Genomic DNA, 25,182 nt, shown 5'->3' with positions numbered 1-25,182 from the left:
TGGTCAGGATTGAGAACTCTGGATTCCGGGGTTTCGAATTTATATCCTTTTCGTCCTTTATGTCCTTTTTGTCCCTTTGTCTTTTCTAAACCCCGAACCCCGAACTCCGAACCTCACATATGCCATCTCAACCCACCCTCAACCTCGGGCTCATCGGATGTGGCACCATTGCCCAACTGGTTCATTTGCCGAATATTATCCGTCTTCCGAATGTAAAACTGGCGGCGCTGGCGGAATCGGACGCTGTTCAACGCGCCAGCGTCGCATCTCGCTATCCCGGTGCGAAGCCGTTTGCAGACTATCGGGAACTCCTGGCTTTGGCTGAAATTGATGCAGTGTTGATTTGTTTACCAACTCACCTGCACGCCCAAACAACGATTGATGCACTCACTCAGGGCAAACACGTCTACCTTGAAAAACCGCTGGCAACCAGCCGGGCAGAAGGGGAGCAGGTACTCGCTACCTGGAAACAGTCAGGTCTCATCGGAATGATCGGGTACAATTATCGGTTTCATCCGCTCTACCAGAAATTGAGACGTCTGTTGCAATCAGGGAAAATCGGCGATCTGGTCCAGGTCCGAAGTGTTTTTTCGACTTCAAGCCACCCGTTGCCAGAGTGGCGGCAATCCCGGCAGCTCGGTGGCGGCGTGCTGCTTGATTTGGCCTCACACCACGTTGATCTGGTCCGATATTTTTTTGAACAGGAAATTCATCTGGTTTCAGCCACCGTCCGGTCCATCCGGGCCGAAGCTGATACGGCCACACTGGTTTTGCACCTGGAAAATGGCCTCACGATTGAGTCATTTTTTTCGCAAAGTGCTGTGGATGAAGATGGTTTTGAAATCTATGGACGCCATGGGAAACTCACGGTTGATCGGTACCGATCTTTTGATGTCCATTTTCGCGATGCCCGGCTTGATTCATATCGGCTTAAACAGCTAAAACAGACCGGTCAGTTGATTGGTCGCACACCTTATATTCTGCAAAAACTGCTTCACCCTGGATTTGAACCGTCATACCAGCAAGCGCTGAATATTTTTTTTCAAGCCATCCGCCGTCAGACTTCGGATTTTCCTGACTTCTCAGATGGATTTACCAGTTTAAAGGTCATCATTGCGGCTGAAGCTTCGGCTGCCGGCCATCAAATGGTTTCCGTTTCAGAAGTTGCTTTCCCTACACACTGAATTTATGTCTATTCCTGCGCTATCAGCTATTCTGATTACACCCAATTCGTTTGAGTCAATTCGCAAGGTTGTTCGCCACCTCACCAAACAGGAGGGGTGCGACCAGATTGAATTGATTCTGGTTGCTCCGTCACGCGAACGGCTGAATCTCAACCTCGATGACGTGGCTGCCTTCCACAGTTTTCAGGTGGTTGAGGTCGGTATGCTGGATGCCACGCCGAAAGGCCGGGCCGCGGGGGTTCGAGCGGCGAAAGCTCCGATTGTTGTTTTTGTCGAAGACCATGTCTTTCCCAGTCACGGATGGGCCACTGCGCTAATTGAAGCTCACCGACAACCCTGGGCCGCTGTTGGCCCAACCTTGAAAAACGCCAATCCGCAAACGATCATCAGTTGGGTCAATTTTCTGATTGAGTACAGTGAGTGGTTTAATATTCCAACCGCCAGAACCATGTCGCATCTGCCGGGCCACAATTGTTCATACAAGCGCGAGGTGCTGCTCGACTATGGCGATCAACTGGAACGGTTTCTGGATGCGGAAAGCATTCTGCATTGGGACCTGCACCGACGTGGCTTCCAACTCTATCTTGAACCGAAAGCCCAGATTCTCCACTTGAATTTTGCCGTGGTTGGCGCCTCGATTCCGCTCAGATTTTATGGTGGCCGTTTGTTTGCGGCGGCACGAACCAAAACCATGTCGCCGCTTTATCGTGGCGTCTACTTTGTCCTGGCACCGTTGATCCCCCTGGTTCGGTTTTTGAAGATTTGTCGGTTTTTGAAGGACTCTGGAAACCTCAGTCAGCTTTCATTCGGAGTTTTCCCGGCGATGGCTCTATTGTTGTGGGTTGATGGGTTTGGCGAAATGATTGGCTATGGATTTGGCCCCGGACAGGCGAATCCAATTCTGGCGGATCTGGAGTTTAACCGGCATCGCTTTATGTAAAAGCAGTCAGTAGTCAGTAGTCAGTAGTCCGTAGACAAAACCCGGATCGTTGAATCCGTCGAATTCTTGAAAAGAATTGCTCCTAAGTCAGTAGTTGATAAGTCAGTAGTCAGTAGACAAAACCCGGATCGTTGAATCCCTGGAATCCTTGAAAAGAATTGCTTCTAAATATCTCAAATAGAACCAAATCCACTTGACACAAATCCCAAAATCCCAACACTCGACTACTGACTACTGACTACTGACTACTGACTACTGACTGACTACTGACTACTGACTACTGACTACTGACTACTGACTACTGACTACTGACTACTGACTACTGACTACTGACTACTGACTACTGACTACTGACTACTGACTACTGACTACTGACTGTAATCTTTTTGGTTTTCCAAATGGAATTTTCCATCATTATCGCGACCCATGGCCGGCCACAACATCTTGCCGAATGTCTGGAATCACTGACTCGGCTTGATTTTCCGCCTGATCAGTTTGAAGTGATTGTGGTTGATGATGAAAGCGACCCGCCGATTGAAGATGTGGCTTTGCAGTTTGCCGATAGACTCAATTTGACCTGTGTGACGCAAAAACGCGGGGGGCCAGCTCGGGCCCGCAATACCGGGATGGAAAAGGCGCAAGGCAAATACCTGTGTTTTACCGATGATGACTGTCGGCCAGCAACAAATTGGCTGTGCACAATTGCCGAGCGGGTCAAAACGAATCCAGTGTCAATGGTTGGCGGATACGTCATCAATGGCCTGACGACCAATATTTTTTCGACAGCCAGCCAGTTACTGCAAGATTATCTGTACGAGTATTACCACCTCCAACATCACCCCGGAGGATTCTTTACCTCCAATAACATGGTGGTTTCACTGCAACAGTTTGCTGAAATCAAAGGATTTGATGATGTGAATTTTTTTCGGTCAGCCGGGGAGGACCGCGAAGTTTCTCATCGGTGGGAGCGTCACGGATTTCAGTTGGTGTATGCGCCAGAAGTCGTTATTTATCATTACCATTCCCTGACCTTTTCCCAATTCTGGCGACAACACTTCAGTTACGGACGGGGCGCTTTTCGTTATCACCGGCTCAGAGCCAATCTCAATCTTTATCGAATTCGGATCGAACCGCCAGTTTTTTATTTGAGCCTGGTTTTTTACCCATTCAGACGGTTTCCAGTCTCCAGAGCCTGTGTTTTAACGCTGCTTTTGGTGGTGACTCAGGTTGCCAATGCCGCCGGTTTTTTTGCTGAAGCCGGGAGGAAATAAATAATTGAAATGTGGTGACTTGACGCTGCTTTTGAATCTGAAACCGACGTTAAGCCGCCGCACTCCAAATCAGCCTTTCGAATCAGGTTTTGGAAGTTTCAGGTCCAGGTTTTTTACCAATCGGTACAAATAGTTTGGATGAACACCCAGCATTTCAGCGACCGTCAGGTAGTTTCCATCGGCTTTGTAAATCGCCTCCTGTACCAGTTGGCGTTTAAAGTTGGTTACGGCTTCGTGGTAATGGAATCGTTCTTCTAGCCGGACCGGCGTTTTTTCAAGGATTGATTCGGGCAAATCTTCCGGCAGAATCGAATCAGCTCCTCCGAGAACCACGGCGTGTTCAATCGCATTTTGGAGTTCGCGCACATTCCCCGGCCAGTCATAATTCATCAAGTAGCGTCGTGCATCGGGCGTTACGCCCACCATTTTTCGATTGAGATCCCGGCTGAATTTGGCGGTAAAGTAATTTGCCAGCAGTGGAATATCCTGACGGCGCTCACGGAGCGGCGGCATGGTCACCGACAGGACATTGAGTCGAAAAAAAAGGTCCTGGCGAAAATTCCCGAGTTTGACCTGGCCTTCAAGGTCGCGATTGGTTGCCGCGATAATTCGAATATTGACTTTGATGGGTTTGAGCCCGCCGACGCGATCAATTTGCCGTTCTTGCAGGGCTCGCAGCAACCGAGCCTGGATCGAAAGCGGCAATTCTCCGATTTCGTCCAGAAACAATGTTCCGCCATCGGCAACTTCAAATTTCCCTTTCTTCGTCGCAATCGCGCCGGTGAAGGAACCCTTCTCATGGCCAAACAATTCGCTTTCGAGCAGGTTTTCCACCAGCGAGGCGCAATTCACCGCTACAAACGGCTGGTTAGAGCGCGGGCTGCTGGCATGAAGTTCGCGGGCCACCAGTTCTTTCCCCGTGCCGCTTTCACCTAAAATCAAAACGGTTGAATCGGTTTTCGCCACTTTGTTGACAAACTGATACACGTGTTGCATGGCCTGGCTTTCACCAACCATTCCCCGCGGAGAGTCCAGTTCGGCTTGAAGCTTACGCTGGTCATCCACCATCTGGCGGAATTTCCAGAGTCGCTTGATGGCAACCGCCGCCAGATCGGTAACGGTCATGGCATGCTTGATGTCGCGTGGTGAATAAGAAATCAGCTCATCGGTGGTATCGAGGTATAAAACTCCGATTGGTTTTGGCGAAATGAGCGGCACACAGAGTTGAGCGTTTAGAATCTGCCCGTTTCCAAGCATGATTCCCGAGCTGGCCAGTTGATTGTGAACCACCGGTTTGGCCTGGCTAAATGCCTGGTGAATAATTTTTGGATCAACTTCAAACGGCGTGGGTGAACTCTGTCTTCGATCCCAGGAACAGGCAAATTGTAAAAATCCACGGTCTTCGTTGGCCAAAAACAAGGCGGCGCGGTCGGCTGGCACTAATTCCAGGGCGGTTGCCACAATCTGTGGAAAGAGGTCCTCTTTGGTTTCAGTTCGAGTCCGGCTTTGCGTCGCGGTGAGGGATGCCTCTCCACTTTTTTCATCCGGGTCAGATGATTCATCCTCATTTAAGTAGACCATAAATGAGCCGCCCATCACGACGTGATCACCATTTTTCAACAATCTTTTTTGAACCGGCAGTCCGTTGACAAAAACGCCGTTCCGACTGTTGAGATCAATGAGCCAAATCTGGCCTTCTTTGTTTGCCAGACAGGCATGATGGCGCGAAAGCAGAGGATCTGAAACCGCAATCCCACAGGCTGAACTCCGACCAATCAGGAGTTCCGGTGTACTCAATTCATAGGTGGCACCACGCAAGGGACCGGCAATGACTACGACTTTTGGGGGCATAGGTAGGTTTGGGTACTCACTGGGATCGCGGGCTCGCTATTCGACAGCAGGCCGGGGTATCCAGCGGAGACTGAAGGTAGATAAACTGACTTTAAATTAAATTTTAACGTCCCAGGTTAAATTACAATTGGGCTTCAATTTGACCCGCGAGCGAAACCCACATTTTAACCAAAAGGTGAATAACTTTAACCTAAAAGTTAAAAAACAGCGATGTATCTCTTCCAGCAGGTTCTTTGAAGAAAGTGTAACCTTTAATAAATAAACGATTTATTGGTGTTAGAAAGAAAAGTATTTCTGGTATGAAATTTCTGGCACGAGGTTTGCCCAAGATGAGATCATCAACGCTTAGATTTTTGAATTGCCTTCCCTGAATCGGTTTTTTGATCTGGGCTCTTTTCGCTGGCTTACACGGTTGATCAGGTGGCTGTACCTTACTTCCCGTATAAGCCAGTCGAAACATTCTTTTTGAAGTGAATTTTTTATTTCCCGAAAGGGCCGCGTTTTTTGCACTGTATTTGAATTCTCGTATTGCACTGTTTCTTTCCGTCTCCTCAATTGTTGACTCTCTCAAGCGCAGGTGGTTTTCCACCGGCGCTCTTTTTTTGCCTTGCCAACCAGGTTTGTTCATCGGTACGGTAAGCGAACAGTCAAATCCTGACTGATTTCAAATGCCTCCACCGTTCGTAATTGTCATCATGCACGCTCGCAAACCCGTTTCATCCAGGATGAAAGTTCCCCAGGCTCAAGTTCGATCCAATCCTCAAAAGGGTGGACCCGCCTCAGCCCGATTGATTTTGCTCAACAAACCATTTCAGGTCCTGAGCCAGTTCTCAAATGATACAGGGAAGACGACCCTGGCTCGTTACCTGTCCATTCCCGACATTTATCCAGCGGGGCGGCTGGATTATGACAGCGAAGGTCTGTTGATCCTGACCAGTTTGGGGAAGCTCCAGCACCTGATTGCACATCCCAGAAATAAACTGGCCAAAACATATCTGGTTCAGGTGGAAGGACTTCCGACGAATGAGCAGATTGAAAAGCTACGGTCAGGCGTTTGGTTAAAGGATGGGATGACGCGACCGGCGCAGGTTGAAGCGATTTCTCCCCCGGAGGTGTGGCCACGCGTGCCGCCCATCCGGGAGCGAAAAAACATTCCAACCTCGTGGCTCAAACTGACCATTTGCGAAGGTCGCAACCGGCAGGTGCGGCGAATGACAGCGGCGGTCGGGTTGCCAACCTTGCGGTTGATCCGGAGCCAAATCGGCCCCTGGTCGCTTGGAACCTTGGCACCGGGAGAGTGGTTGGAGGTGACTTGCCCAACCACCCGGCTTGAACTTGAAAATTTGTAGTCAGTAGTTCGCTAAGTTCATTTAGCTGAATTAGTTGGCTGTTTTCTAACACGAGTCTTTCATTCCAAAGTGGCATAACACACATAGAACCAAACACACTTGACAGGCAATTCAAAATCCCAACACTCGACGACTGACGACTGACGACTGACGACTGACTTCAATCCACATCCTGGGATTTTTCAATGAACAATCATCCTGATCATTCACCTCACCCAACCACACTTGGGATTCTTGGCTTTGGCAGTTTTGGTCAATTTATGGCCAGGACCTTGTCTCCATATTTTTCAATTTCAGTTTGGGACATAGCCGATCAGACCCAGGTGGCTCATTCATTGGGTATTCGATGGGGAACCCGTGAGGAAGCCCTGGCTCAGGAGCTGGTATGTCTGGCCGTACCAGTCCAGTTTCTTGAGGGAGTTCTCAACGAGATCAGGTCGCATTTTATTCCGGGGACACTGGTCTTTGATGTGTCATCCGTCAAAGTCAAACCAGTTGAGTTGATGAGGTCCTATCTTCCCCCAGAGGTTGAAATTATTGCCACCCACCCGCTCTTTGGTCCTGAAAGTGGAAAACATGGAATTCAGGGATTGCAGATTGCCTGCTGTCCGGTGCGCAGCTCTCGATTTACCTGTTTTACTGAGTTCCTTTCGACTCAGCTTGGCTTGCAAGTGATTGAAACAAGCCCCGAAGCGCATGACCAGGCAATGGCGTATGTGCAGGCATTGACCCACCTGGTTGGGAAAACCATGCACGCACTCAAAATCCCTGAGCTCGAACTTGAAACGGTTGCCTATCGCCATTTGCTGGACATCGAAAAATTGCTTGGCAATGATTCCGAGGCGCTTTTTCAAACCATCCAACGTGAGAATCCTTTTGCCGAAGCCATCCGCCGGGATTTTCTGAAAAGCCTGACTGAGATTGTCACTTCGATTGATTCAAGCCCGAAGAATGAAGCCTGAAGAATTGAATCAATCCAAATGCTTCAGCCCACTTTCATTACGCCCGCCCTTTGAGCATCCCGTGCCAGTAGAGTTCGGGTAACACATACTTTTTGACGAGATACATACTGAGGCGTTCTTTGGATTGATCAATGGGGAAGCTCTCCTGAGGGTTCAGATCATAATCAAACTCAGCCATCACCAGCTTGCCATAGCCTGTCACAAGTGGGCAGGAGGTATAGCCCGTGTACCGGGCAGGCAGTGGCTTTCCACGCATCATCGCTATCAGATTGCGCACCAGAACCGGAGATTGTTTCCGAATGGCCGCCCCGGTTTTTGAAGTCGGCAGGCTGCTGGCATCACCCAAACTGAAAATGTTGGGATAGCGCACGTGCTGCAAGGTTTCTTTGTTGACATCTACCCAGCCGGCTTCGTTGGCCAGCGAACTGCGCTTGATGAAATCCGGAGCTGATTGCGGCGGGGTCGCGTGGATCATGTCATAGTGCATCGTGACGATTTCTTGAGTATCGAGATGCTGAAAGATCGCTTCTTTTTTCTCAGATCGAATCTCGATCAGATTATGACGATATTTGGTCTCAATGCCTTTGCGGGCAATGACTCGATCCATTGAATCAGCATACTTTTTCACCTGAAAACTGGTTGCTGCGGCTGAGGCATAAATAATCTTTGTTTTGTCCCGGACGCCCGACTGACGAAAATAATCATCGGCCAGGTACATAATTTTTTGCGGGGCGCCACCACACTTAAACGGCGGTGGCGGTTGGGTAAAGATCGCCGTGCCTCCTGGGAACGCTTTGATGTTTTCCCAGGTCGTATTAACCGTTCCGTAAGAGTAGTTGCTGCACACTCCATTTTTGCCGACAGCTTCTTTCAAGCCTTTTACCTTCTCCCAATCAAGCTGGATACCTGGAGCGACGATCAAATAGTCATATCCAACCTGCTTTCCATTCTGGGTCACAACATAATTTTCTTCAGGATAAAAGGACGCCACCCCGTCATGAATCCATTTTGTCCCTGGCGGAATGAAATCGGCCTCCTCGCGTTCGGTGACTTCCTTTGGAAAAACGCCCGCTCCAACCAGTGTCCAGAGTGGCTGGTAATAATGTTTGGTTGAAGGTTCGATGATAGCCATTTGGGGATGATCGGTGTGACCCGCAATACTTTTTGATAGACGGGAAGCCACGGTCAGGCCGGCGCTACCGCCACCGACAATGACTATTTTGTAATGATCTGTTGAAGCTGACATGCTGGATTTCACCTCAGGGTTTTGAGTTATGGTGTGAGCTTATAGAGACGAAAGGATTCGGAAACGGCAGAGAAAACGGAAAGGCATTCGTAAAATATGGAAAACAAACTCAAAACACAAGGTAAACCAAATTCAGGGGACTTTTTGATTTGCACGCCAATATCCGGGCGCGAATGGGATTTAGGGTTTAGGGTAAAAGACAAAAGGACAAAAAGGACGAAAAGGACGAAAGGGACCGAGATCGTGTAGAGTCGCCGTTGCTTTGAACCAGATCCCTTTCGAAACCCCGAACCCCGAACCCCGAACCCCGAACCCCGAACCCCGAACCCCTCAATCTTCACTCACACCGGAGGGCACGCAGCGGGTCAATCCGGGTGGCGCGCAAGGCTGGGACCAAACAGGCCAGGGCCGTACACACAATCAATCCACCCGAGAGCAACACGTAAGTCCCCACATCGGTTGGACTGACCTCAAATAACAAGGTAGCGAGAAATCGAGACAGCAGGACGGCGCCCACCACTCCAATGGCAATCCCAATAACCGATAATCGCAATCCGCTGGTCAAAATGAGGTTTAGCACTGAACTGCGTTGTGCCCCAAGGGCCATCCGAATCCCGATTTCATATTGCCGTTGGGTGACGGCGTAGGCGACGAGTCCATAAATTCCAATCAATGCCAGTGCCACGCCTACCACAGCAAAGGCGCTCATCAAAAAGGCGTAGGCTCGGGTTTCACCAGCCTGATCGGAAATTCGGGCTTCAACCGTCGTGAAATTGTACACCGGCAAATTTGGATCAAATTGACGAATGGCTTCCTTGAGGCCCGCCATCACGCCCGCCGGGTCACCTTTAGTTCGGGCGACAAGATTGAGACTGACCACAACTTCGCTTTGCAATAACGGGACGTAGACCACCGGACTTTCGGCTGGATTTTCACGAAGGTCTTGATATTTGGCATCTTTAACGATCCCCACAATTGAAATCCAGGCTTGTTTCGAATCAGCCGGACCGTACTTCACGCGTTTCCCCAGCGCATCACCCGCCGGCCAATACCTCCGGGCAAATGATTCACTCACGATGGCCACCAGCGGCTGCTGTTGATTGTCCTGCAGGGTGAAATCCCGGCCAGCGACAAATGGAACTTGCAGGGTGTTGAAAAAGTTTGGGCTAATGTCATGAAAATAAACGGTGTCGGCTTCACTTGGAAGCACCGCCGGTTTTCCTTCAATGGTAAACCCCCGATTGATCCCATTCCACAAAAACAAATCCGTGAAGGTAATCGCGGTTGACTCCAGGCCCGGCACCTGGTTGATTGCCTCCAATAATCGCTGACCGACTAGGGGCCGTGAATCTCCCTTGTAAGCCTCGGCTGGCACATCAAACCTGAGTAACGCCAGGTTATCGGGGTTGAATCCGAGTTTGGTGGATTGCAACTGTTGAAAGCTTTTCAACAACAATCCAGCGCCAATCGTGAGCATGAGCGCCAGCGCGATTTCACCCACAATCAGAATGTTTCGTACCCGGTGTCGGTGAGAGCCGGTTCCGGTCCCACGGAGGTTCTCTTTCAAGGCTTGTGTCAGGTTGAGATTTGACTGGGCCAGTGACGAAAACAAACCAACGGTCAGCCCGATGCCGGTTGAAACAAACAGAGTAAAGCCTAACACCTGCCAGTCTACCCGCACCGCCGCGAACTTCGGCAATTCAATCGGCAAATATTTGATCAGGAGATCAATGCCGCTATAGGCGATCACGGCGCCTAAACTGCCTCCGACCAGCGATAACATCAGGCTTTCAGTCAGGATTTGCCGAAGAATCCGGCTTCGGGCGGCACCCAGCGCCATTCGAATTGCTGTTTCCTGGGTTTGAGACACCGCCCGGGCCAGCAGCAAATTGCTGACATTGGAACAGGCAATCAAGAGGATGAATCCAACCGCTCCGAAGAGCATCCACAAGGTTGGCCTGATATTGCCGATCAGCCGTTCCTTGGCTGAAAAAACAAAAATCCCGCGATTGGCATTTTCTTTTGGATAGGCTTGAGCCAGACCAACACCAATTCGCTCCATTTCGCCGTGAGCCTGCTCAACTGTCACGGCAGGCTTTAATCGCCCAATCACACGATGCCAGTGGATGTCGCGATTGCCGAGAAAGTCATATTTGGCAACCTGTGGCCAGAGTGCATCCCGCATCATCATCGGCACCCAGACCTGAGCCGCACCTGAAAAACCTTTAAAACTTTCGGGCATCACGCCAATGATGGTCAGGGGGACTTCGTTGAGCTTGATGACTTTTCCAAGCACGGACACATCGCCGCCAAACCGGTTCTTCCAGCTCTGGTAGCTGATCAACACCACCGAATGCGTACCTCGAACAGTGGTTTCCTCGGGTGAAAAAGTTCGACCGATCCCGGCTTTCATCCCCAGCAAATCAAAATACCCATCTGAAACCAGTTCACCATCAATCCGTTCGGCCTGTTCAATGCCTGAAAGTGTGAAGTCGGTCGCGGAATAAGCCGTTAGTTGTTCGAAGGATTGTGATTGCTTCCGCCAATCCAGAAAATTTGGAAAAGCCACGGGTTTGGCATCCGCCCCGGTTGATTCAGTCAAAATGACCAGTCGTTCCGGCTCAGGGTAGGGTAAAGAGCGCAGCAAAACAGCGTTGATGACACTAAAAACCGCCGTGTTGGCCCCAATTCCAAGGCCAATGGTGACAATGGCGGCCAGAAAAAAACCAGGTCGGGCGAGAAGCGTGCGAAATCCGTAGCGAATATCTCTCCAAAGGGTGTGCATGGCGGGATCTCCAAAAAAGATTGGGATTGTGATTGAGGAGTGAGGTGGTTTTGGAAGCCGTGAGTATTGTGCAACACCTGTGCCTGATCGCAATAAACCAGTACAGTCTCGGCCTGGTGGGATGCTTGTCAAAAAATGCCAGTAACGAAATGTTCGGTTGTGGGATGCTTTTGTTTCAAACCAGGGACGCGAAAGTGACAAGGTGACAGGGTGACAAGGTGACAGGGTGACAGGGTGACAAAATGCCCCTATTTTGCAGCCGGGATCCTGGAAAACTTTCCTGTGCAACTCAGGCGTTAGGATCTGAAACCTATCCAGTTGGTCTGATTTTCCCTTCCGCCACAATCAAAACACGTTGGAGTTTGACCTATGATTCACCTTGCCGCCTTTTTTTCGGCCCTTTTCAACCCCTTTTCCTCAAAACAAAAACTTCACCTTCTGGCGACCGCTTTGATTGTTGGATTGATGGCGGTTCCTACACCGGCCCTGGCCCAAACGGAGCATGAACCAGGCCCTGACGATACCGCACTATCCAAAGTCAACCGTGTCTATCTGGCTTATAAACCGGTGGTTGAGCGGCGAGTTCAAGTCGCCACCTGGGATGGCTCGTTCTGGTCCGCCAGCGAACCGGTGGCCGATGCCCTGACCGATGTGGCACCTGACGTCGCGCCGCTGGGTGACCGACTCTATCTGGCCTATAAAGGCACTAACTCCGATCAAGTTTTCTTCCGCTACAAAGAAGGCGTATTCTGGTATCCCGAGGTGGGTATTTCGGATGCCGCCACCAGTGATTCACCCGCCCTGGTGGTTTTTCGAAAAACACTCATGATCTTCTACAAAGGCCAGTCCAGCACCAACGTTTATTACCGGACGTTTGACGGCACCAACTGGTCAAGTGAAAACCGGGTTCCAGACGCTGGTTCGCTTGCGGCTCCATCGGTCACTGTCTGCAACAACATCCTGTATCTGGCGCATCGGGGCGTTTCCTCGGGGCGCATCTTCTTCCGCAGCTTTAACGGCACAAACTGGACAGAAGAGACCGAAGTTCCAGAAGCCCGAACCAATAGCTCACCGACACTTGGGTGCTATAAACGCAAGGTCTTTCTGGCCTACAAAGGCGATTCTTCTTCGCGGCTCTATTGGAAACGGCTCGATGGCAGCCAGTGGACATCAGAAGCGGTCATTTCAGATGGGAATTCATCAGATGGCCCGTGCCTGTTCCGGCTGGGGAAAGATTTGTATATCACCTACAAGGGCGACAGCAGTTATCGGGCGTATATCCGCCGCTTTGATGGCACCAACTGGGGAGTTGAAAACCTCATTCCAGGGATTGACACCGAAGACACGCCATCGGTGAGCAATTAGAAATCAGCGAAGTAGCGAATAGCGAGTAGTCAGAACCACTGCCTGAGCAGGTGAGTTGTAAGACGAATGATGAGAAACGAAAAGCCAGCCGGCAATTTTTACAGATTGTCGGCTGGCTTTCTTCTTTTCATAAACCAGATGCCGGTTTTAAGGCTTGCCCGGTCAAGATGAGAGTTGGGAAAATGAGTTCGATGTCATTCAGAATTCAAGGAGTCTTTTCATTGAAAGATCATCAACCAACTGAAAATAACAAAACTCCAAAGCTTCCAGGTTGTTATATTTGCCGAAACCCATTAGCTGGAATCCACCATTTTTACCGGCGGATGTGCCCGGCTTGCGGCGAATTCAATCTTTCCAAACGTAACCAGCGGGCTGATTTACAGGGTCGGATTGCACTCGTAACCGGTGTGCGGGTGGGAATTGGCCGTCAGGTGGCGTTGAAACTGCTCCGTGACGGCGCCACCGTTTACGGAACAACCCGGTTTACCCGGAATGCCGCCCAGCAATTTGCCCTGGAGCCGGATTTTCAGGAATGGTCTCCCCGGTTGCGAATCCTGCGAGCTGATTTTCGGGTGTTGAGCAGTCTCGAATGGCTTCTGCTCAAACTGTTTGAAGCCACACCGCACCTGGACATTCTCATAAACAACGCGGCTCAAACCGTTCGCCGGGACCCCGAACAGTATCGCCCGCTACTCAAACTTGAGTGCCTTCCAAATTCAGACCTGCCACCCGAAATCCAAAAGGTGCTCACAGTGGAAAAAATGACTGGTCACCCAAACCATCTGGTCTATCAGATAGAGCACCCCACCGGAATGACCTCAGTTCCCAATTCAATGTTTGGCCCGCTGGTGAGTGCAAATTCAGGGTTGGTATCCATTCTCCAGTTGTATGAAAAAATGGACAGTGAAACCAAAATTCCTGAACTCCTGGATAAATCAGAATTCCCAGAACAGGGATTGGATCTCAGAAGCCGCAATAGCTGGCAATTGCTGGATCATCAAGTGTCGGTAGTCGAACTGGTCGAAGTTTTCTTAATCAACGCCATGGCGCCGTTTCTGCTGTGCAGCCGGTTAAAGCCGCTCCTCAAAGCCAGCCCGGCCAAAGCCAGATACATCGTCAACGTCACTTCGGTTGAAGGCAATTTCAGCCATCCAAAAAAACGCGCCCAGCACCCGCACACTAATATGGCCAAAGCGGCGCTCAATATGTTTACCAAAACCTGTGCGAAAGAATATGCCAGTCGCGATATTTTGATGAATGCCGTTGATCCCGGTTGGGTAAGCTTCCAGCAGCCGCTCCAACGTGCGATGGAGATGCAGGAGCGCGACCTGGGGCCGTCGCTTGATGGGGTTGATGCCGCCGCCCGGATTTGTGATCCAATTTATACCTTTGAACTCACCGGAGAAAAAATCAAAGGCAAATTCCTCAAAGATTATAAAGAACATCCGTGGTGATGAGGCGGGGCTGAAGACTCGCAAGCTCGGGGCAATTGAAGGGATGAGGGATGAAGGATGAGGGATGAAATAAAACCAATTTTTCAGCCCGAAGTCTTCAGCCCTCAGCCCCAAGCCCTGAGCCCTGGTGGTATGATATTTCCATCCGACTCCCTTAAATCAAAAGGCTTGTGAAAACACATTTGAGCGTTTATTTTGCGATTGGTGGTGTAACTCTTCGGAAGAGGCCAGTCTCCAAAACTGGAGGAGGCCGTTCGACTCGGCCCACTGCCAGTGGCGTAGCTCAACAGGTAGAGCACCAGCTCATCAAGCTGGTGATGCGGGTTCGATTCCCGCCGCCACCCTGCAAACAAATCAAAGATTATGGTGGTGTACCTCTACGGAAGAGGCCGGTGTGCTATACCGGGAGAGGCCGTTCGACTCGGTCCGCCGCCAGTGGCGTCGCTCAACAGGTAGAGCACCAGTTCACCAAGCTGGAGATGCGGGTTCGATTCCCGCCGCCACACTCATTTCAAGGCAAGAGAATTTATTAAAAATTTCCTGTAATGGATCCGGAAATGATGTCACTGAGTGGCGAGCAGAGAAAAGACAGGGCTTAGACCCGGTCAAAGCTCTTACGCTCAGCCAGGCGATGAAAAAACACTCTTAGTTTATTTTCACGTCATTTTCACATCAATCTAACCATTATGAAGGAGTTTTCTTGTCATGCATTCGAACGATACCAATAACCAGTCCCGCAACACCGTCAAAAAGCTGCACCTGAAAAAAGAAACCATCAAAGTACTTCAAAGCTCTGAATTAAAGCAGGTTGCGGGTGGTGGAACCACGCCTCGTCAGACTTGTGTTCCGCATGAAACGGAGACTTGTCCTAGCTATTGTGGTGAGTGCAATACACTTATTCTCTGCACTGAAAATTGCTTCCCCGGAACCTTCTAAAACCGGACCCAGGGAAAAGCAAAATTAATGACAACAGGGTGGGTGGGAACCCGTCATACGTGTTTCTGGTTAAGCCGAAGTGCGTTCCAAGCCTGAGCTGCGAACTGGCAGGGTAGCCGCCCACCCAATTGGTGGCACATTTTTGTTACCGCCAGCCTCATGAAATCGCCGATTTATTACAATCTTGATTCTTTTTTACTTATGGAAACCTTAACCCAAACCTGGCTGCCAATACTCGACGGGGAACTCAATGCCCAGGCACAGGACGCCATCCAATCCATTGTGGCTGACCTGACCGCCCCGCAGATTGCCCCGTCTCAGGGAAGTTCTTTTTCACGCAAGGCGGGCAGTGCACTCTTTCTGGCGTATTTGACGAAATCATTTCCGAGTCAGACCAATCAATCACTGGCGTTGGACTGGCTGGACCAATCTATTGATATTTTAGCGACTCAAACACTTACCGAACAACTGTATGGTGGTTTCACCGAAGTTGCCTGGGTTGCGGAACATATTCAGAATCTTGGAATTGGCCTTGAAAATGACGCCGATCTCAATGAAGAAATTGACCAGGTACTGCTTGAATATCTCAGCCAACCCGACTGGCACAAGACCTATGATTTGATTGGCGGGCTGGTTGGCCTGGGCGTCTATGTCCTTGAGCGGGGATCACGCCCGGTTGCTCTGGAGTGCCTCGATTTGATCCTGGGTCATTTAGAACGACTGGCCCAGGTTTCACCCCAGGGAATTACCTGGTTTACAACACCCACAATGCTTACCGCCAACCAGCAGAAACTCTATCCACAAGGCTATTACAATCTGGGAGTTGCGCATGGTGTCCCTGGTGTAATCGGATTGCTTGGACAAATCTGTCAGTCCGGAAATCAGGTCAAAAGAGCAAAGCGATTACTCGATGGTGCCGTGGAGTGGATGCTGGCTCAGAAACTGGCTGATCAATCAAAATCCATTTTTCCAGGGTGGATGATACCGGGTGAACCCGCAGCTCCGGTCCGAACTGCCTGGTGTTATGGCGATTTAGGAATTGCAACCGCCTTGCTTCTGGCGGCTCGAAGTGTTGATGAATCTGTCTGGGAGCACCAGGCCATTGAAATTGCTTTACAGGCCGCCAATCGGACCTATGACCAGTCAGGCGTTATAGATGCCGGCCTTTGCCATGGTGCGGCTGGACTGGCACATTTGTTGAATCGAATGTACCAGGCCACGGGAAATACCCGGCTAAAACAGGCTGCCTGCCAGTGGTTTAAACATACCTTGCATCTGCGGCAGCCTGGAGAAGGAATTGGCGGGTTCTTTTCATACTTACCAGCCGAAAATGGTGAGTTCGGGTTGATCCCCGATCCAAATTTTCTGACTGGAGCAAGTGGAATTGGCCTGGCCTTGCTGGCGGCCACAACGTCGGTCACACCTGACTGGGATCGCCTGCTGCTGGCGTCTGTTCCCCCACGAGGTTCTATACGGTTGAAGTAATACCATTTTGGAATGGAATCCTTGCATTAGAAAATAGTCAAGTAATTCAATCAAATAGACTTAGTGAACTACTGACTACTGACTACTGACTACAAACTGGTATAACAGAGATTCAATCGTAAATCGGTGAGAGTGAAAGCGGCGTCAATCTGCCGCTCCCACGATATTGATCTGAAAGTAAAAACAAATGATTGCGCGGCCTGAAATTTCAAGCCTTTTAAGGTGTCAGATTGAAATTGATTCAGAAGGACAGTCCTTCACCGGTTTGATTTGGAATATCAGCCGGGCAGGGATGGTGCTCGCCATCCCCGTTGAGGACGAACTTCAGATTACTCCTCTCCAAAATCTGACCGTTACCTATCATTGCTCCTTCGCTGCCAATCAAATTTGTCTGAATGCCGTTGTTCGATGGATTTATTCACCAGATGTTCCTCACTATCATCTGGCCGGAATTCAATTTCTCAATCACGAATCACAGGAGTCAAACCTTGAGCCGCTTTTGGTGTGCTACCCGCCGAAAGTTCTGGTTGTCAGTGAGAATCTGGATACGGTGGCCTGGATTCGAAATCTCCTCAAGGATCAGTATTTCCCGATAACAATTCAAACACTTCAGGAGGCAGGAGAAATCCTCCAAAACAACGAAGTTACACTTGTCATTGTTGATCAGGCCAGCCTGGAACATTCCAACTCCGGTATTGCCCATTGGAATGGCGCCAATTCACCGGTCAATCGAGAGGTCAAACTTCTGCTTGTGGATGACTCCACCTCAGAAGGTATGGCTGAAGCAAAGCTGGGAAAAATCTTTTATACCCTCAGGAATACAGGTGCGCCAGATACCTTTTTGACTATTGTCGCCAGTGCGGTGAAGTTTTATTGGAAAACAGTGCTGTCTGATTTTCAGCTTGAACTGGACCTCGTTCGGCGGGCAGTCAAGATGCAGAACATTGCACCACATGTTCAGCGGTTGATGCGGCAAACCCGTGCCGAAGATTTGTGCCAGGTGGCGACTCAGGCGATTGAAGAACTCCTTGAGGCCAACCGGGCGGCGTGCTGGATGTATCAGGCCGTAGAGCGAAAACTCTCTGCTCCAGGTCAGCGAGAAGGTGATGCCCAAAATTGGGACTCCAGTATCGGGTTGATTGGGTATGTTGCTGGAACCGGGTTAGCCATCCACCTGACACAAGATGTTCGGAGTGATGCCCGCTATTACCCCAAACTGGATGATCCACAGGGCAAAGGAACGGAATCGTTTTTAGCTGAACCGGTAAAAGATGCTCAAGGGGAAGTTCTGGCCGTACTGGTGGCGATTCGAGATGAAAACCGACCAGCCTTTACGGATGACCAGTTTCAAATCCTGAATCTTTTGGCAAGCCAGTTGGCGCCGATGTGTACCCAACTCATGCTCCAGAATCGCTTTGAGGCGTTTTCAGCCCGCCGGCGGTCAAATGCCACCTCACCATCTGAAGAGATCTTTCGGAAGCAGGCACTTGAAGCCCATGCGGCAGGCATGAAGGACACGGGCAGTCTTCTCCGATTGTCACCCGCCTGGGTAGGCTGGGTGTACTGGTTGCTGGTAACGGTATTTCTGACCGGGGTGGGATATCTCTCGGTTGGTCGAATCAATGAATATGCAACGGGCCCAGCGATTGTTCGGGTCAACAACCGGACGGATCTGACCGCACTTTCAGCCGGCATGGTGAAATCCATTCAGGTTCAACCTGGCCAGAAAGTGGAAGCCCATCAGGTTTTGGTGCGGTTTTATGACGACCAGGAGGCAGCAGCCCTTGAGCAGGTTCAAAAAACATACCAGGTCCAGTTGGCCAAAAGCCTGAGCGAACCGAATAATCCAGCGCTTCAGCAGGAATTAACCGCACTTCGGGCTCAAAAGGAATCAATTGAAAGTCAGTTGGAAGCGCGGCTGGTCAAAGCCCCACGGTCGGGTGTGATTCGCGATATTCGGGTCCGCCCAAACCAGCATCTGTCACCCGGTGAATCACTCTTGACCCTTTCGGATGAAAAACCGGGCCTGTCGGTGATTGCCATTTTACCCGGCCATTTCCGCCCGCTGCTCAAAACTGGCACGAGCCTTCGGCTTGAACCGAGCGGCTACAAATACGCCTATCAGTACCTCACCATTGAATCCATCAGCGATGAAGTCATCGGCCCCAATGAAATGAAGCGCTATCTGGGCCAGGAAATCGCCGACACCCTGGAAATGAAGGGACCAGTCATTCTGGTTCGTGGGCAGATTCCCTCAGCGACTTTTACCACCGATGGGAAAATCTATGATTACTATGACGGCATGCAGGGCGTGGTGGAAGTTCCGGTTCGGACGGAGCGGATCATCTTTACCCTGGCCCCGTGGCTCAAAAACCTCTTTGACAACTCACATGAATAAACCTCAGTCCGTTGATTCACTCAAAGCACAATACCCGGCCCTGCTCAAACTTGGCCAAATGTTTCAGCCACAACACATTCCCTATATCCAGCAATTGACGGGTATTGAATGTGGAGCGGCCTGTCTGGCCATGGTACTTGGCTATCATGGCAAACAGATATCGGTTGATGAGATTCGGGAAGCCACCGGGGTTGACCGGGATGGGCTCAATGCTCAGGCAATTATTGAAGCTGGGAGCTGGTATGGGTTGCGTGGTCGAGGTGTCAAAGTTGAGGTGGAAGATCTTGACTACTTAAAACCTGCCTCGATCCTGCATTGGGAATTCAGTCACTTTGTCGTCTTTGAAAAATTGCGCACAACCGGAGTTGATATTATTGACCCAGCTTCGGGGAGACGCCGGATACCACTGGAACAATTTAACAAATCTTTTACCGGCGTGGTGCTTGAGTTTGAACCATGTGATGAGTTCCAGACCTCGCAAAAGGAGTCAAATGTTTTTTGGGGATATGTGCGCCGGGTTTTGGGACATTCCGGGCTGATTTCGAGGTTGCTGGTGACTTCACTCTTAATCCAATTTTTTGCCCTGGCGGTACCCTTCATCACCGGGATTCTGGTGGATCGGGTCATCCCACGAGGTGATGGGTATCTCCTCGAAGTGCTCGGAATCGGATTGGGCGGGGTGATTCTCTTTTCGTTTTTATCGTCCTTGATCCGGGCTCATTTGCTCCTGAACCTGCGAACGGTCCTGGATACCCAAATGACAGTTGGATTTCTTGACCATCTGGTTCGATTGCCCTTTGCCTACTTTCAAATCCGATCAGCCGGCGATTTGATGATGCGGCTCAACAGCAATGCCACAATTCGCGAAATCCTGACGTCAGGAGCCCTTTCTGGCGCCCTGGATGGCGCCCTGGTCAGTCTGTACCTGATTATCCTGCTCACTGCGGATCAAACCCTGGGGGCGCTGGTTCTGGCTCTGGGGCTGGTGCAGGTCGGGGTCTTTTGGTTTTCCCGCCACCGCACTCAGGAACTGATGACCCAACATTTGCAGATGCAGGCTCGAACCCAGGGGTATGTGGTCCAAATATTGGCTGGTATTGAAACTTTGAAATCAAGTGGTGTTGAAAACCGGGCGATTGAACGCTGGTCAAATTTATTTGTTGATGAAATGAACGTGTCCCTCGAACGCGGACGATTTAGCGCGACCGTTGACTCATTGATGAACACGCTCCGGACAGCGTCTCCGATGATTATTCTGTGGGTCGGCGGCGGGCAGGTTTTGAATGGGCACATGACATTGGGAACGATGTTGTCACTCAACGCACTGGCGATTGGATTTTTGGGGCCGCTCTCAACCTTGATTTCCACCTGTTTGCAGTTTCAGGTTTTAGGAAGCTATATCGAACGAATCGAAGATGTTCTCAAGACCTCTCCCGAGCAGGATTTCAGTCAGGTTGTGCGAGCACCGGCCTTGCACGGGCGCATCACGCTGGAAAATGTTTCCTTTCGCTATGGGTCACTCTCGCCGCTGGTGGTTGATGGCGTTTCACTCAACATTCAAGCTGGACAGAAAGTAGCTCTGGTTGGACGTTCGGGAGCTGGGAAATCAACCCTTGCCAAATTGATGCTTGGGCTCTACCAACCTACCTCAGGCCACATTCTGTTTGATGGAGCTGACCTTTCAGGACTGGATCTGCATTCGGTTCGCAATCAACTGGGAATCATCACCCAGCGTCCCTATGTCTTTGGAGATTCAATTCGATCCAATATCGGTATTGCCAATCCGACCCTCCCCCTCCCGGCCATTATGGAAGCTGCCAAACTGGCCTGTATTCACGATGATATTCTGGCGATGCCGATGGGGTACGAAACCTTGCTCATGGATGGAGGCACATCCCTTTCCGGTGGACAGCGCCAACGCATCGCCATCGCGCGGGCCCTGGTCAATCGTCCGGCAATTCTCTTTTTCGATGAAGCCACCAGCGAACTCGACACCATCACCGAAAGTCAGGTCCACCAGAATCTGGCTACGCTCAAGTGCACTCGAATCGTGATTGCCCACCGACTCAGTACCATTATGGATTCCGACCTGATTGTGGTGATGGACCAGGGCCGAATTGTGGGACACGGGACACACGAACAGCTCCTTGCCCAGGAAGGAATTTATAGTCAATTAATTGCTGCTCAAATGGAGCAGGAAGCCGCATAAGCGCTCATAGTTCAATCAAATAAACTTAGTACAACTCCCCATAAAAGAGGGATGAAATTCAACCGCCCGCTGGGAGAAAATTGGTTTTCGCCCGGATGGGCGCTGGACCACACTGCTGAGCGAGAAACCTAAAATCCAACGGGAACCGAGACCCGAACCAGCTTCCAGCGCCCATCCGGGCGCGACCCATTGATGGCGACTCTTTCCGGTGGCCGCGTGTCCAAAGCGACACTTGCCACCGGCTATTCTCCGGCGCCCATCCGGGCGAAAACCAATTCGGAGTAACCGAATTTCCACCCTTTATTTATGGGGACTTGTACTTAGTGAACTACTGACTACTGACTACTGACTACTGACTACAAACTGATATTATGACAACACCCACACCAAAAATTTCTTATGCCCATTCCGGGTTCTTTGCCATGAGAACCCCACTGTTGCCATTTGATGAATTCCTCTCCTGGAGCCAGAAAGTGACGGCCTCGGCATCAACTGAGGACTTGAGTCAACTGGAGCAGGCACTGTTGACTGACCGCCGATCACTCAGAGAGCAAATTCAGTCAGTCTATGCACGACCGGAAATTCGCGACGCGTTATTTGTCGCCTCACCAAATATGGATCAGGCATATGAACGCTGGCTTCAGTCGCCGGATAGTGAAAAAGGACAGGGCATCGAACGTGCCCTGGTCCGATATTTTTCGCGCATGACCTGTCGCCCCACGCCATTTGGGTTGTTTGCCGGGTGTTCGGTGGGCACCATCGGGGAGGAAACCCATCTGTACCTGGACAGCCAGGCGACCTATCACCGGCACACCCGACTGGATATGGATTATTTGTATACCCTGGTTGGGGAACTCGAACGTGATCCGGCACTGGCTGACCGCCTTCGGTACTACCCGAATTCAAGTCTCTACTCGCTGGCAGGACGAATCCGATATGCCGAAACCCGATTGGAAAACAGGGTGCGCTCTTATTTTCTGGTTGCGGTTGAGACTTCAGACTATCTGGAGGCGGTTCTCACCAAAGCCAGGGAAGGCGCCACGATTGACGTTCTGGCTCAAACCATTGTTGATCTGGATTCGGAAATTCTGGTTGAAGAAGCCCAGGAGTACATCCGTCAACTCATTCAAAATCAGTTGCTTGTTTCGCAACTGAGCCCCACCATCACCGGACCTGAGTTAATGTATAGCTTGATGGATCAGGTTCGTCAGCACCCGGTTACCCACTATATTGCCGAATGTCTGGAGCGGGTACAGGTCCAGTTAAACCAGATTGATGCTGATGGTTTAGGCGTTGACTCGAAGCAATACCAGGCGATTGCCAGTGAACTGAAAGTGCTTCCGGCCAAAGTTGATCTGCCGAGACTGTTTCAAGTTGATATGGTGAAGCCCTCAACCACCTTGAGGTTGGGGCAAAATGTGTTGGACGAAGTGGCCAGCGCAATTGATCTTTTGCATCGAATGGCGGAACCACCAGCGCAGGATCCCCTGGCTCAATTTCGAACTGCATTTACTGCCCGATATGAAGAAGGACAGGAAATCCCGTTGCTCGAAATACTGGACGAAGAACTGGGCATCAGTTTTCAAACCGCACACAACCCGAAAGCCGAAGCGGCGCCACTTCTCAAAAATTTGATCCTTTCTCCAATGGCTGACAGTGAAACCGTCCAATGGCGGAACCGACACGGGTTTTTGCTCCGAATGGTGGAGCAGTCACTGGCACAGGGGAAACAAGAAATTGTGCTCAAACCCAGCGATCTTGAACACTTCAAGTCCCGGACTCCGGCTCACCTCCCGGATGCACTTGCGGTCATGGTGACGTTGATGGGAGCTTCAAGCGAAGCGGTCGAGCAGGGAGATTTTCAGCTTGTGTTAAACGGCGCTTATGGCCCGTCCGGTGCCAGGATGCTGGGCCGGTTTTGTCATGCCGACCCGGTGCTGCACCAGTTTGTCGAAGACCACCTTCGAGCTGAAGAAGCTTTACGACCGGATGCAGTGTTGGCCGAAGTTGTGCACCTGCCTGAAGGACGACTGGGCAATATTCTTTCGCGTCCTGTTTTGCGCCAGTATGAAATCCCGTACCTCGGACAATCCGGTGTTCCAACTGACGACCAGATTCCAGTAACGGACCTTGTCGTGACCGTGAGAGGCGGGCGGGTCATTTTGCGCTCTAAAAAGCTTGGGCGTGAAGTAATCCCCCGACTGACCAGTGCCCATAATTTTTCACAGGGCCTGGGGGTCTATCGGTTTCTCTGTTTACTTCAAACCCAGAGCACCACACCCTATTTGGGATGGAATTGGGGCATTTTAGAGCAATCTTCATTCCTGCCACGGGTTTCAATCGGGCGACTGGTTCTTTCAAAGGCCCGATGGCTTGTCACTCAGGCAGAGTTAAAGGAATTGACACCGCACAAAGGCAGCCAGCTCTTTCTGGCCGTGCAACGATGGCGAGCCAAACGCCAGGTTCCACGCCTGATTCTGCTGGAAGATGGAGATAATCAACTCCCCATTGACCTGGAAAATATCCTCAGCATTGAGACGTTTATCCACCTGGTGAAAAAGCGGTCCAGTGCAAGAATCATTGAGATGCTGGCTGGTCCGGAAAATCAATCAGTCAGGGGGCCAGAGGGTGCTTTTACCAACGAACTGATCATTCCTTTTGTGCGTCGTCCAGAAGCAGCGCTCCCCAAAAGACCTGCACCGAAAACGCTTCCGATGGATATTCAATATCGTTTCCCGCCTGGGTCGGAATGGCTCTATCTCAAACTCTATACTGGAACGGCCACGGCTGATCGTATTTTGAATGAGGTCCTTCGGGACGTGGTTTGCCAGTTGACGCAGTCGGGTGTGATTGACCGGTGGTTTTTTATTCGGTACGGCGATCCGGACTGGCATTTGCGCCTTCGATTCCATGGCCGTCCAGATCAGCTTTTGACCGAAGCCTTCCCTCGACTGCAGCAAGCACTCAACCCACTGGTGGAGGATGGCCGTATTTGGCGGATTCAGTTGGATACCTATGTTCGGGAAGTAGACCGATATGGCGGGCCAACAGGAATGGTGCTGGCGGAGCAAATCTTTGGTGTCGAAAGCCAGGCCGTGTTAAAGCTCCTTGAACTCCTCTCTGGAGATGAAGGCGCCGACGTCAGATGGAAGCTTACAGTATGTGGCATTGACCAGCTTTTGACGGATTTTGGACTGGATATCCACCAAAAAGAATGGGTGATGAAGCAAAGCCGACAAGCCTTTGGCGAGGAGTTTCAAGCCGATACAACCGGGCTCAAACATCAACTTGGGGCTAACTATCAGCAGGAAAAAAGGAATCTGGAAAGTTTGCTCACTTCCCGAAGTCTGGAAGGTCCGCTGGGTGACGGAATCGCCATTTTGCGTGACTGGTCAGGCGGGTTGAAACCTCTCATGGCTGAATTGAAACAGGCGGAACAGGCTGGGCGGTTGTCCATTCCAATTGTCGGACTGGTCAGGAGTTATGTTCATATGTTTGTGAATCGTCTGCTTCGTTCGGCACAGCGTCCACAAGAGCTGGTGCTCTATGAATTCCTGGCGCGGTTCTATGAATCCCAACTGGCACGAACACGCACCAAACACGCTAAGGGACTGTAAAAAATCAACTTCCCGTTTTCTTTTGGGAATCAGGCATTTGGATTGAGCATCCCGGAGGGCTGCCGTTCGGATAGCCGGTGGTTGCGAGGTTTTGGGAGCTACCACCGGGAACAGGTTCGTTCTCTCCAGT

The 25,182-nt window shown here is 50.7% G+C and carries 15 protein-coding genes and 2 tRNA genes; 13 read left to right on the top strand and 4 right to left on the bottom strand.

The annotated features are described in order from the left end of the window. The first annotated feature begins 119 nt into the window (after positions 1-119). From HY774_12440 to HY774_12430, 3 genes are all read left to right on the top strand, one after another. Positions 120-1,184, top strand: coding sequence for a Gfo/Idh/MocA family oxidoreductase (locus HY774_12440; protein ID MBI4749291.1), 1,065 nt, complete (start codon positions 120-122; stop codon positions 1,182-1,184). A 4-nt stretch (positions 1,185-1,188) separates the two neighbouring features. After that, on the top strand, positions 1,189-2,124 hold the full coding sequence (locus HY774_12435; protein ID MBI4749290.1) for a glycosyltransferase: 936 nt from the start codon (positions 1,189-1,191) through the stop codon (positions 2,122-2,124). Between the two features lie 398 nt (positions 2,125-2,522). Further along, entirely contained in the window at positions 2,523-3,395 is an 873-nt protein-coding gene (locus HY774_12430; GenBank protein MBI4749289.1) for a glycosyltransferase, read from the top strand. A gap of 69 nt (positions 3,396-3,464) precedes the next feature. Here the strand turns inward: HY774_12430 and HY774_12425 are convergent, their stop codons facing one another. Continuing rightward, positions 3,465-5,246: a sigma 54-interacting transcriptional regulator gene (locus tag HY774_12425; GenBank protein ID MBI4749288.1), complete on the bottom strand. Its 1,782-nt coding sequence runs from the start codon at positions 5,244-5,246 to the stop codon at positions 3,465-3,467. A gap of 190 nt (positions 5,247-5,436) precedes the next feature. Continuing rightward, a complete protein-coding gene (locus tag HY774_12420; protein ID MBI4749287.1) occupies positions 5,437-5,874 on the bottom strand; it encodes a hypothetical protein in 438 nt (145 codons plus the stop codon). Positions 5,875-5,941: 67 nt separating this feature from the next. Here HY774_12420 and HY774_12415 point away from each other — a divergent pair, with 67 nt between their 5' ends. Both HY774_12415 and HY774_12410 read left to right on the top strand, forming a co-directional pair. Continuing rightward, on the top strand, positions 5,942-6,595 hold the full coding sequence (locus HY774_12415; protein ID MBI4749286.1) for a pseudouridine synthase: 654 nt from the start codon (positions 5,942-5,944) through the stop codon (positions 6,593-6,595). A gap of 185 nt (positions 6,596-6,780) precedes the next feature. Continuing rightward, entirely contained in the window at positions 6,781-7,557 is a 777-nt protein-coding gene (locus HY774_12410) for a prephenate dehydrogenase/arogenate dehydrogenase family protein (GenBank protein MBI4749285.1), read from the top strand. Positions 7,558-7,594: 37 nt separating this feature from the next. On the opposite strand, the gene HY774_12405 is transcribed toward HY774_12410, so the two are convergent. Beyond that, entirely contained in the window at positions 7,595-8,803 is a 1,209-nt protein-coding gene (locus HY774_12405; protein MBI4749284.1) for an NAD(P)/FAD-dependent oxidoreductase, read from the bottom strand. 337 nt (positions 8,804-9,140) lie between these two features. Continuing rightward, on the bottom strand, positions 9,141-11,588 hold the full coding sequence (locus tag HY774_12400) for an ABC transporter permease (GenBank protein MBI4749283.1): 2,448 nt from the start codon (positions 11,586-11,588) through the stop codon (positions 9,141-9,143). Positions 11,589-11,957: 369 nt separating this feature from the next. Between HY774_12400 and HY774_12395 the strand changes: the two genes are divergently transcribed. From HY774_12395 to HY774_12360, 8 genes are all read left to right on the top strand, one after another. Continuing rightward, on the top strand, positions 11,958-12,953 hold the full coding sequence (locus HY774_12395; protein MBI4749282.1) for a hypothetical protein: 996 nt from the start codon (positions 11,958-11,960) through the stop codon (positions 12,951-12,953). A 221-nt stretch (positions 12,954-13,174) separates the two neighbouring features. Beyond that, complete coding sequence (locus tag HY774_12390) at positions 13,175-14,407, top strand: SDR family oxidoreductase (protein ID MBI4749281.1); 1,233 nt, start codon at positions 13,175-13,177, stop codon at positions 14,405-14,407. A 203-nt stretch (positions 14,408-14,610) separates the two neighbouring features. Next, positions 14,611-14,680 (top strand) — tRNA-Trp (locus tag HY774_12385). A gap of 161 nt (positions 14,681-14,841) precedes the next feature. After that, positions 14,842-14,913, top strand: a tRNA-Gly gene (locus HY774_12380). Between the two features lie 631 nt (positions 14,914-15,544). Then, positions 15,545-16,828 carry a lanthionine synthetase C family protein gene (locus HY774_12375; GenBank protein MBI4749280.1) on the top strand — a complete coding sequence of 428 codons (1,284 nt, stop codon included), beginning with the start codon at positions 15,545-15,547 and terminating at the stop codon, positions 16,826-16,828. A 187-nt stretch (positions 16,829-17,015) separates the two neighbouring features. Beyond that, positions 17,016-19,226, top strand: a complete 2,211-nt coding sequence (locus HY774_12370) for a GAF domain-containing protein (GenBank protein MBI4749279.1) — start codon at positions 17,016-17,018, stop codon at positions 19,224-19,226. Then, positions 19,219-21,435, top strand: coding sequence for a peptidase domain-containing ABC transporter (locus tag HY774_12365; protein ID MBI4749278.1), 2,217 nt, complete (start codon positions 19,219-19,221; stop codon positions 21,433-21,435). The genes HY774_12370 and HY774_12365 overlap by 8 nt, the downstream gene beginning before the upstream one ends. A gap of 371 nt (positions 21,436-21,806) precedes the next feature. Continuing rightward, entirely contained in the window at positions 21,807-25,052 is a 3,246-nt protein-coding gene (locus HY774_12360; GenBank protein MBI4749277.1) for a lantibiotic dehydratase, read from the top strand. Positions 25,053-25,182: the final 130 nt, after the last annotated feature.

Source organism: Acidobacteriota bacterium, from assembly GCA_016208495.1.
Classification (GTDB): Bacteria; Acidobacteriota; Blastocatellia; order Chloracidobacteriales; family Chloracidobacteriaceae; genus JACQXX01.
Note: the sequence above shows the minus strand (reverse complement) of the source record. Positions and strands in the feature narration are given on the sequence as shown.

Bases quoted from the DNA above. Each gene is read 5' to 3' on its own strand.
- HY774_12420 (MBI4749287.1), bottom strand. From the start codon at position 5,874: ATGAACAAACCTGGTTGGCAAGGCAAAAAAAGAGCGCCGGTGGAAAAC.
- HY774_12435 (MBI4749290.1), top strand. From the start codon at position 1,189: ATGTCTATTCCTGCGCTATCAGCTATTCTGATTACACCCAATTCGTTT.
- HY774_12400 (MBI4749283.1), bottom strand. From the start codon at position 11,588: ATGCACACCCTTTGGAGAGATATTCGCTACGGATTTCGCACGCTTCTC.
- HY774_12375 (MBI4749280.1), top strand. From the start codon at position 15,545: ATGGAAACCTTAACCCAAACCTGGCTGCCAATACTCGACGGGGAACTC.
- HY774_12405 (MBI4749284.1), bottom strand. From the start codon at position 8,803: ATGTCAGCTTCAACAGATCATTACAAAATAGTCATTGTCGGTGGCGGT.
- HY774_12430 (MBI4749289.1), top strand. From the start codon at position 2,523: ATGGAATTTTCCATCATTATCGCGACCCATGGCCGGCCACAACATCTT.
- HY774_12370 (MBI4749279.1), top strand. From the start codon at position 17,016: ATGATTGCGCGGCCTGAAATTTCAAGCCTTTTAAGGTGTCAGATTGAA.
- HY774_12440 (MBI4749291.1), top strand. From the start codon at position 120: ATGCCATCTCAACCCACCCTCAACCTCGGGCTCATCGGATGTGGCACC.
- HY774_12360 (MBI4749277.1), top strand. From the start codon at position 21,807: ATGACAACACCCACACCAAAAATTTCTTATGCCCATTCCGGGTTCTTT.
- HY774_12415 (MBI4749286.1), top strand. From the start codon at position 5,942: ATGCACGCTCGCAAACCCGTTTCATCCAGGATGAAAGTTCCCCAGGCT.
- HY774_12365 (MBI4749278.1), top strand. From the start codon at position 19,219: ATGAATAAACCTCAGTCCGTTGATTCACTCAAAGCACAATACCCGGCC.
- HY774_12425 (MBI4749288.1), bottom strand. From the start codon at position 5,246: ATGCCCCCAAAAGTCGTAGTCATTGCCGGTCCCTTGCGTGGTGCCACC.
- HY774_12395 (MBI4749282.1), top strand. From the start codon at position 11,958: ATGATTCACCTTGCCGCCTTTTTTTCGGCCCTTTTCAACCCCTTTTCC.
- HY774_12410 (MBI4749285.1), top strand. From the start codon at position 6,781: ATGAACAATCATCCTGATCATTCACCTCACCCAACCACACTTGGGATT.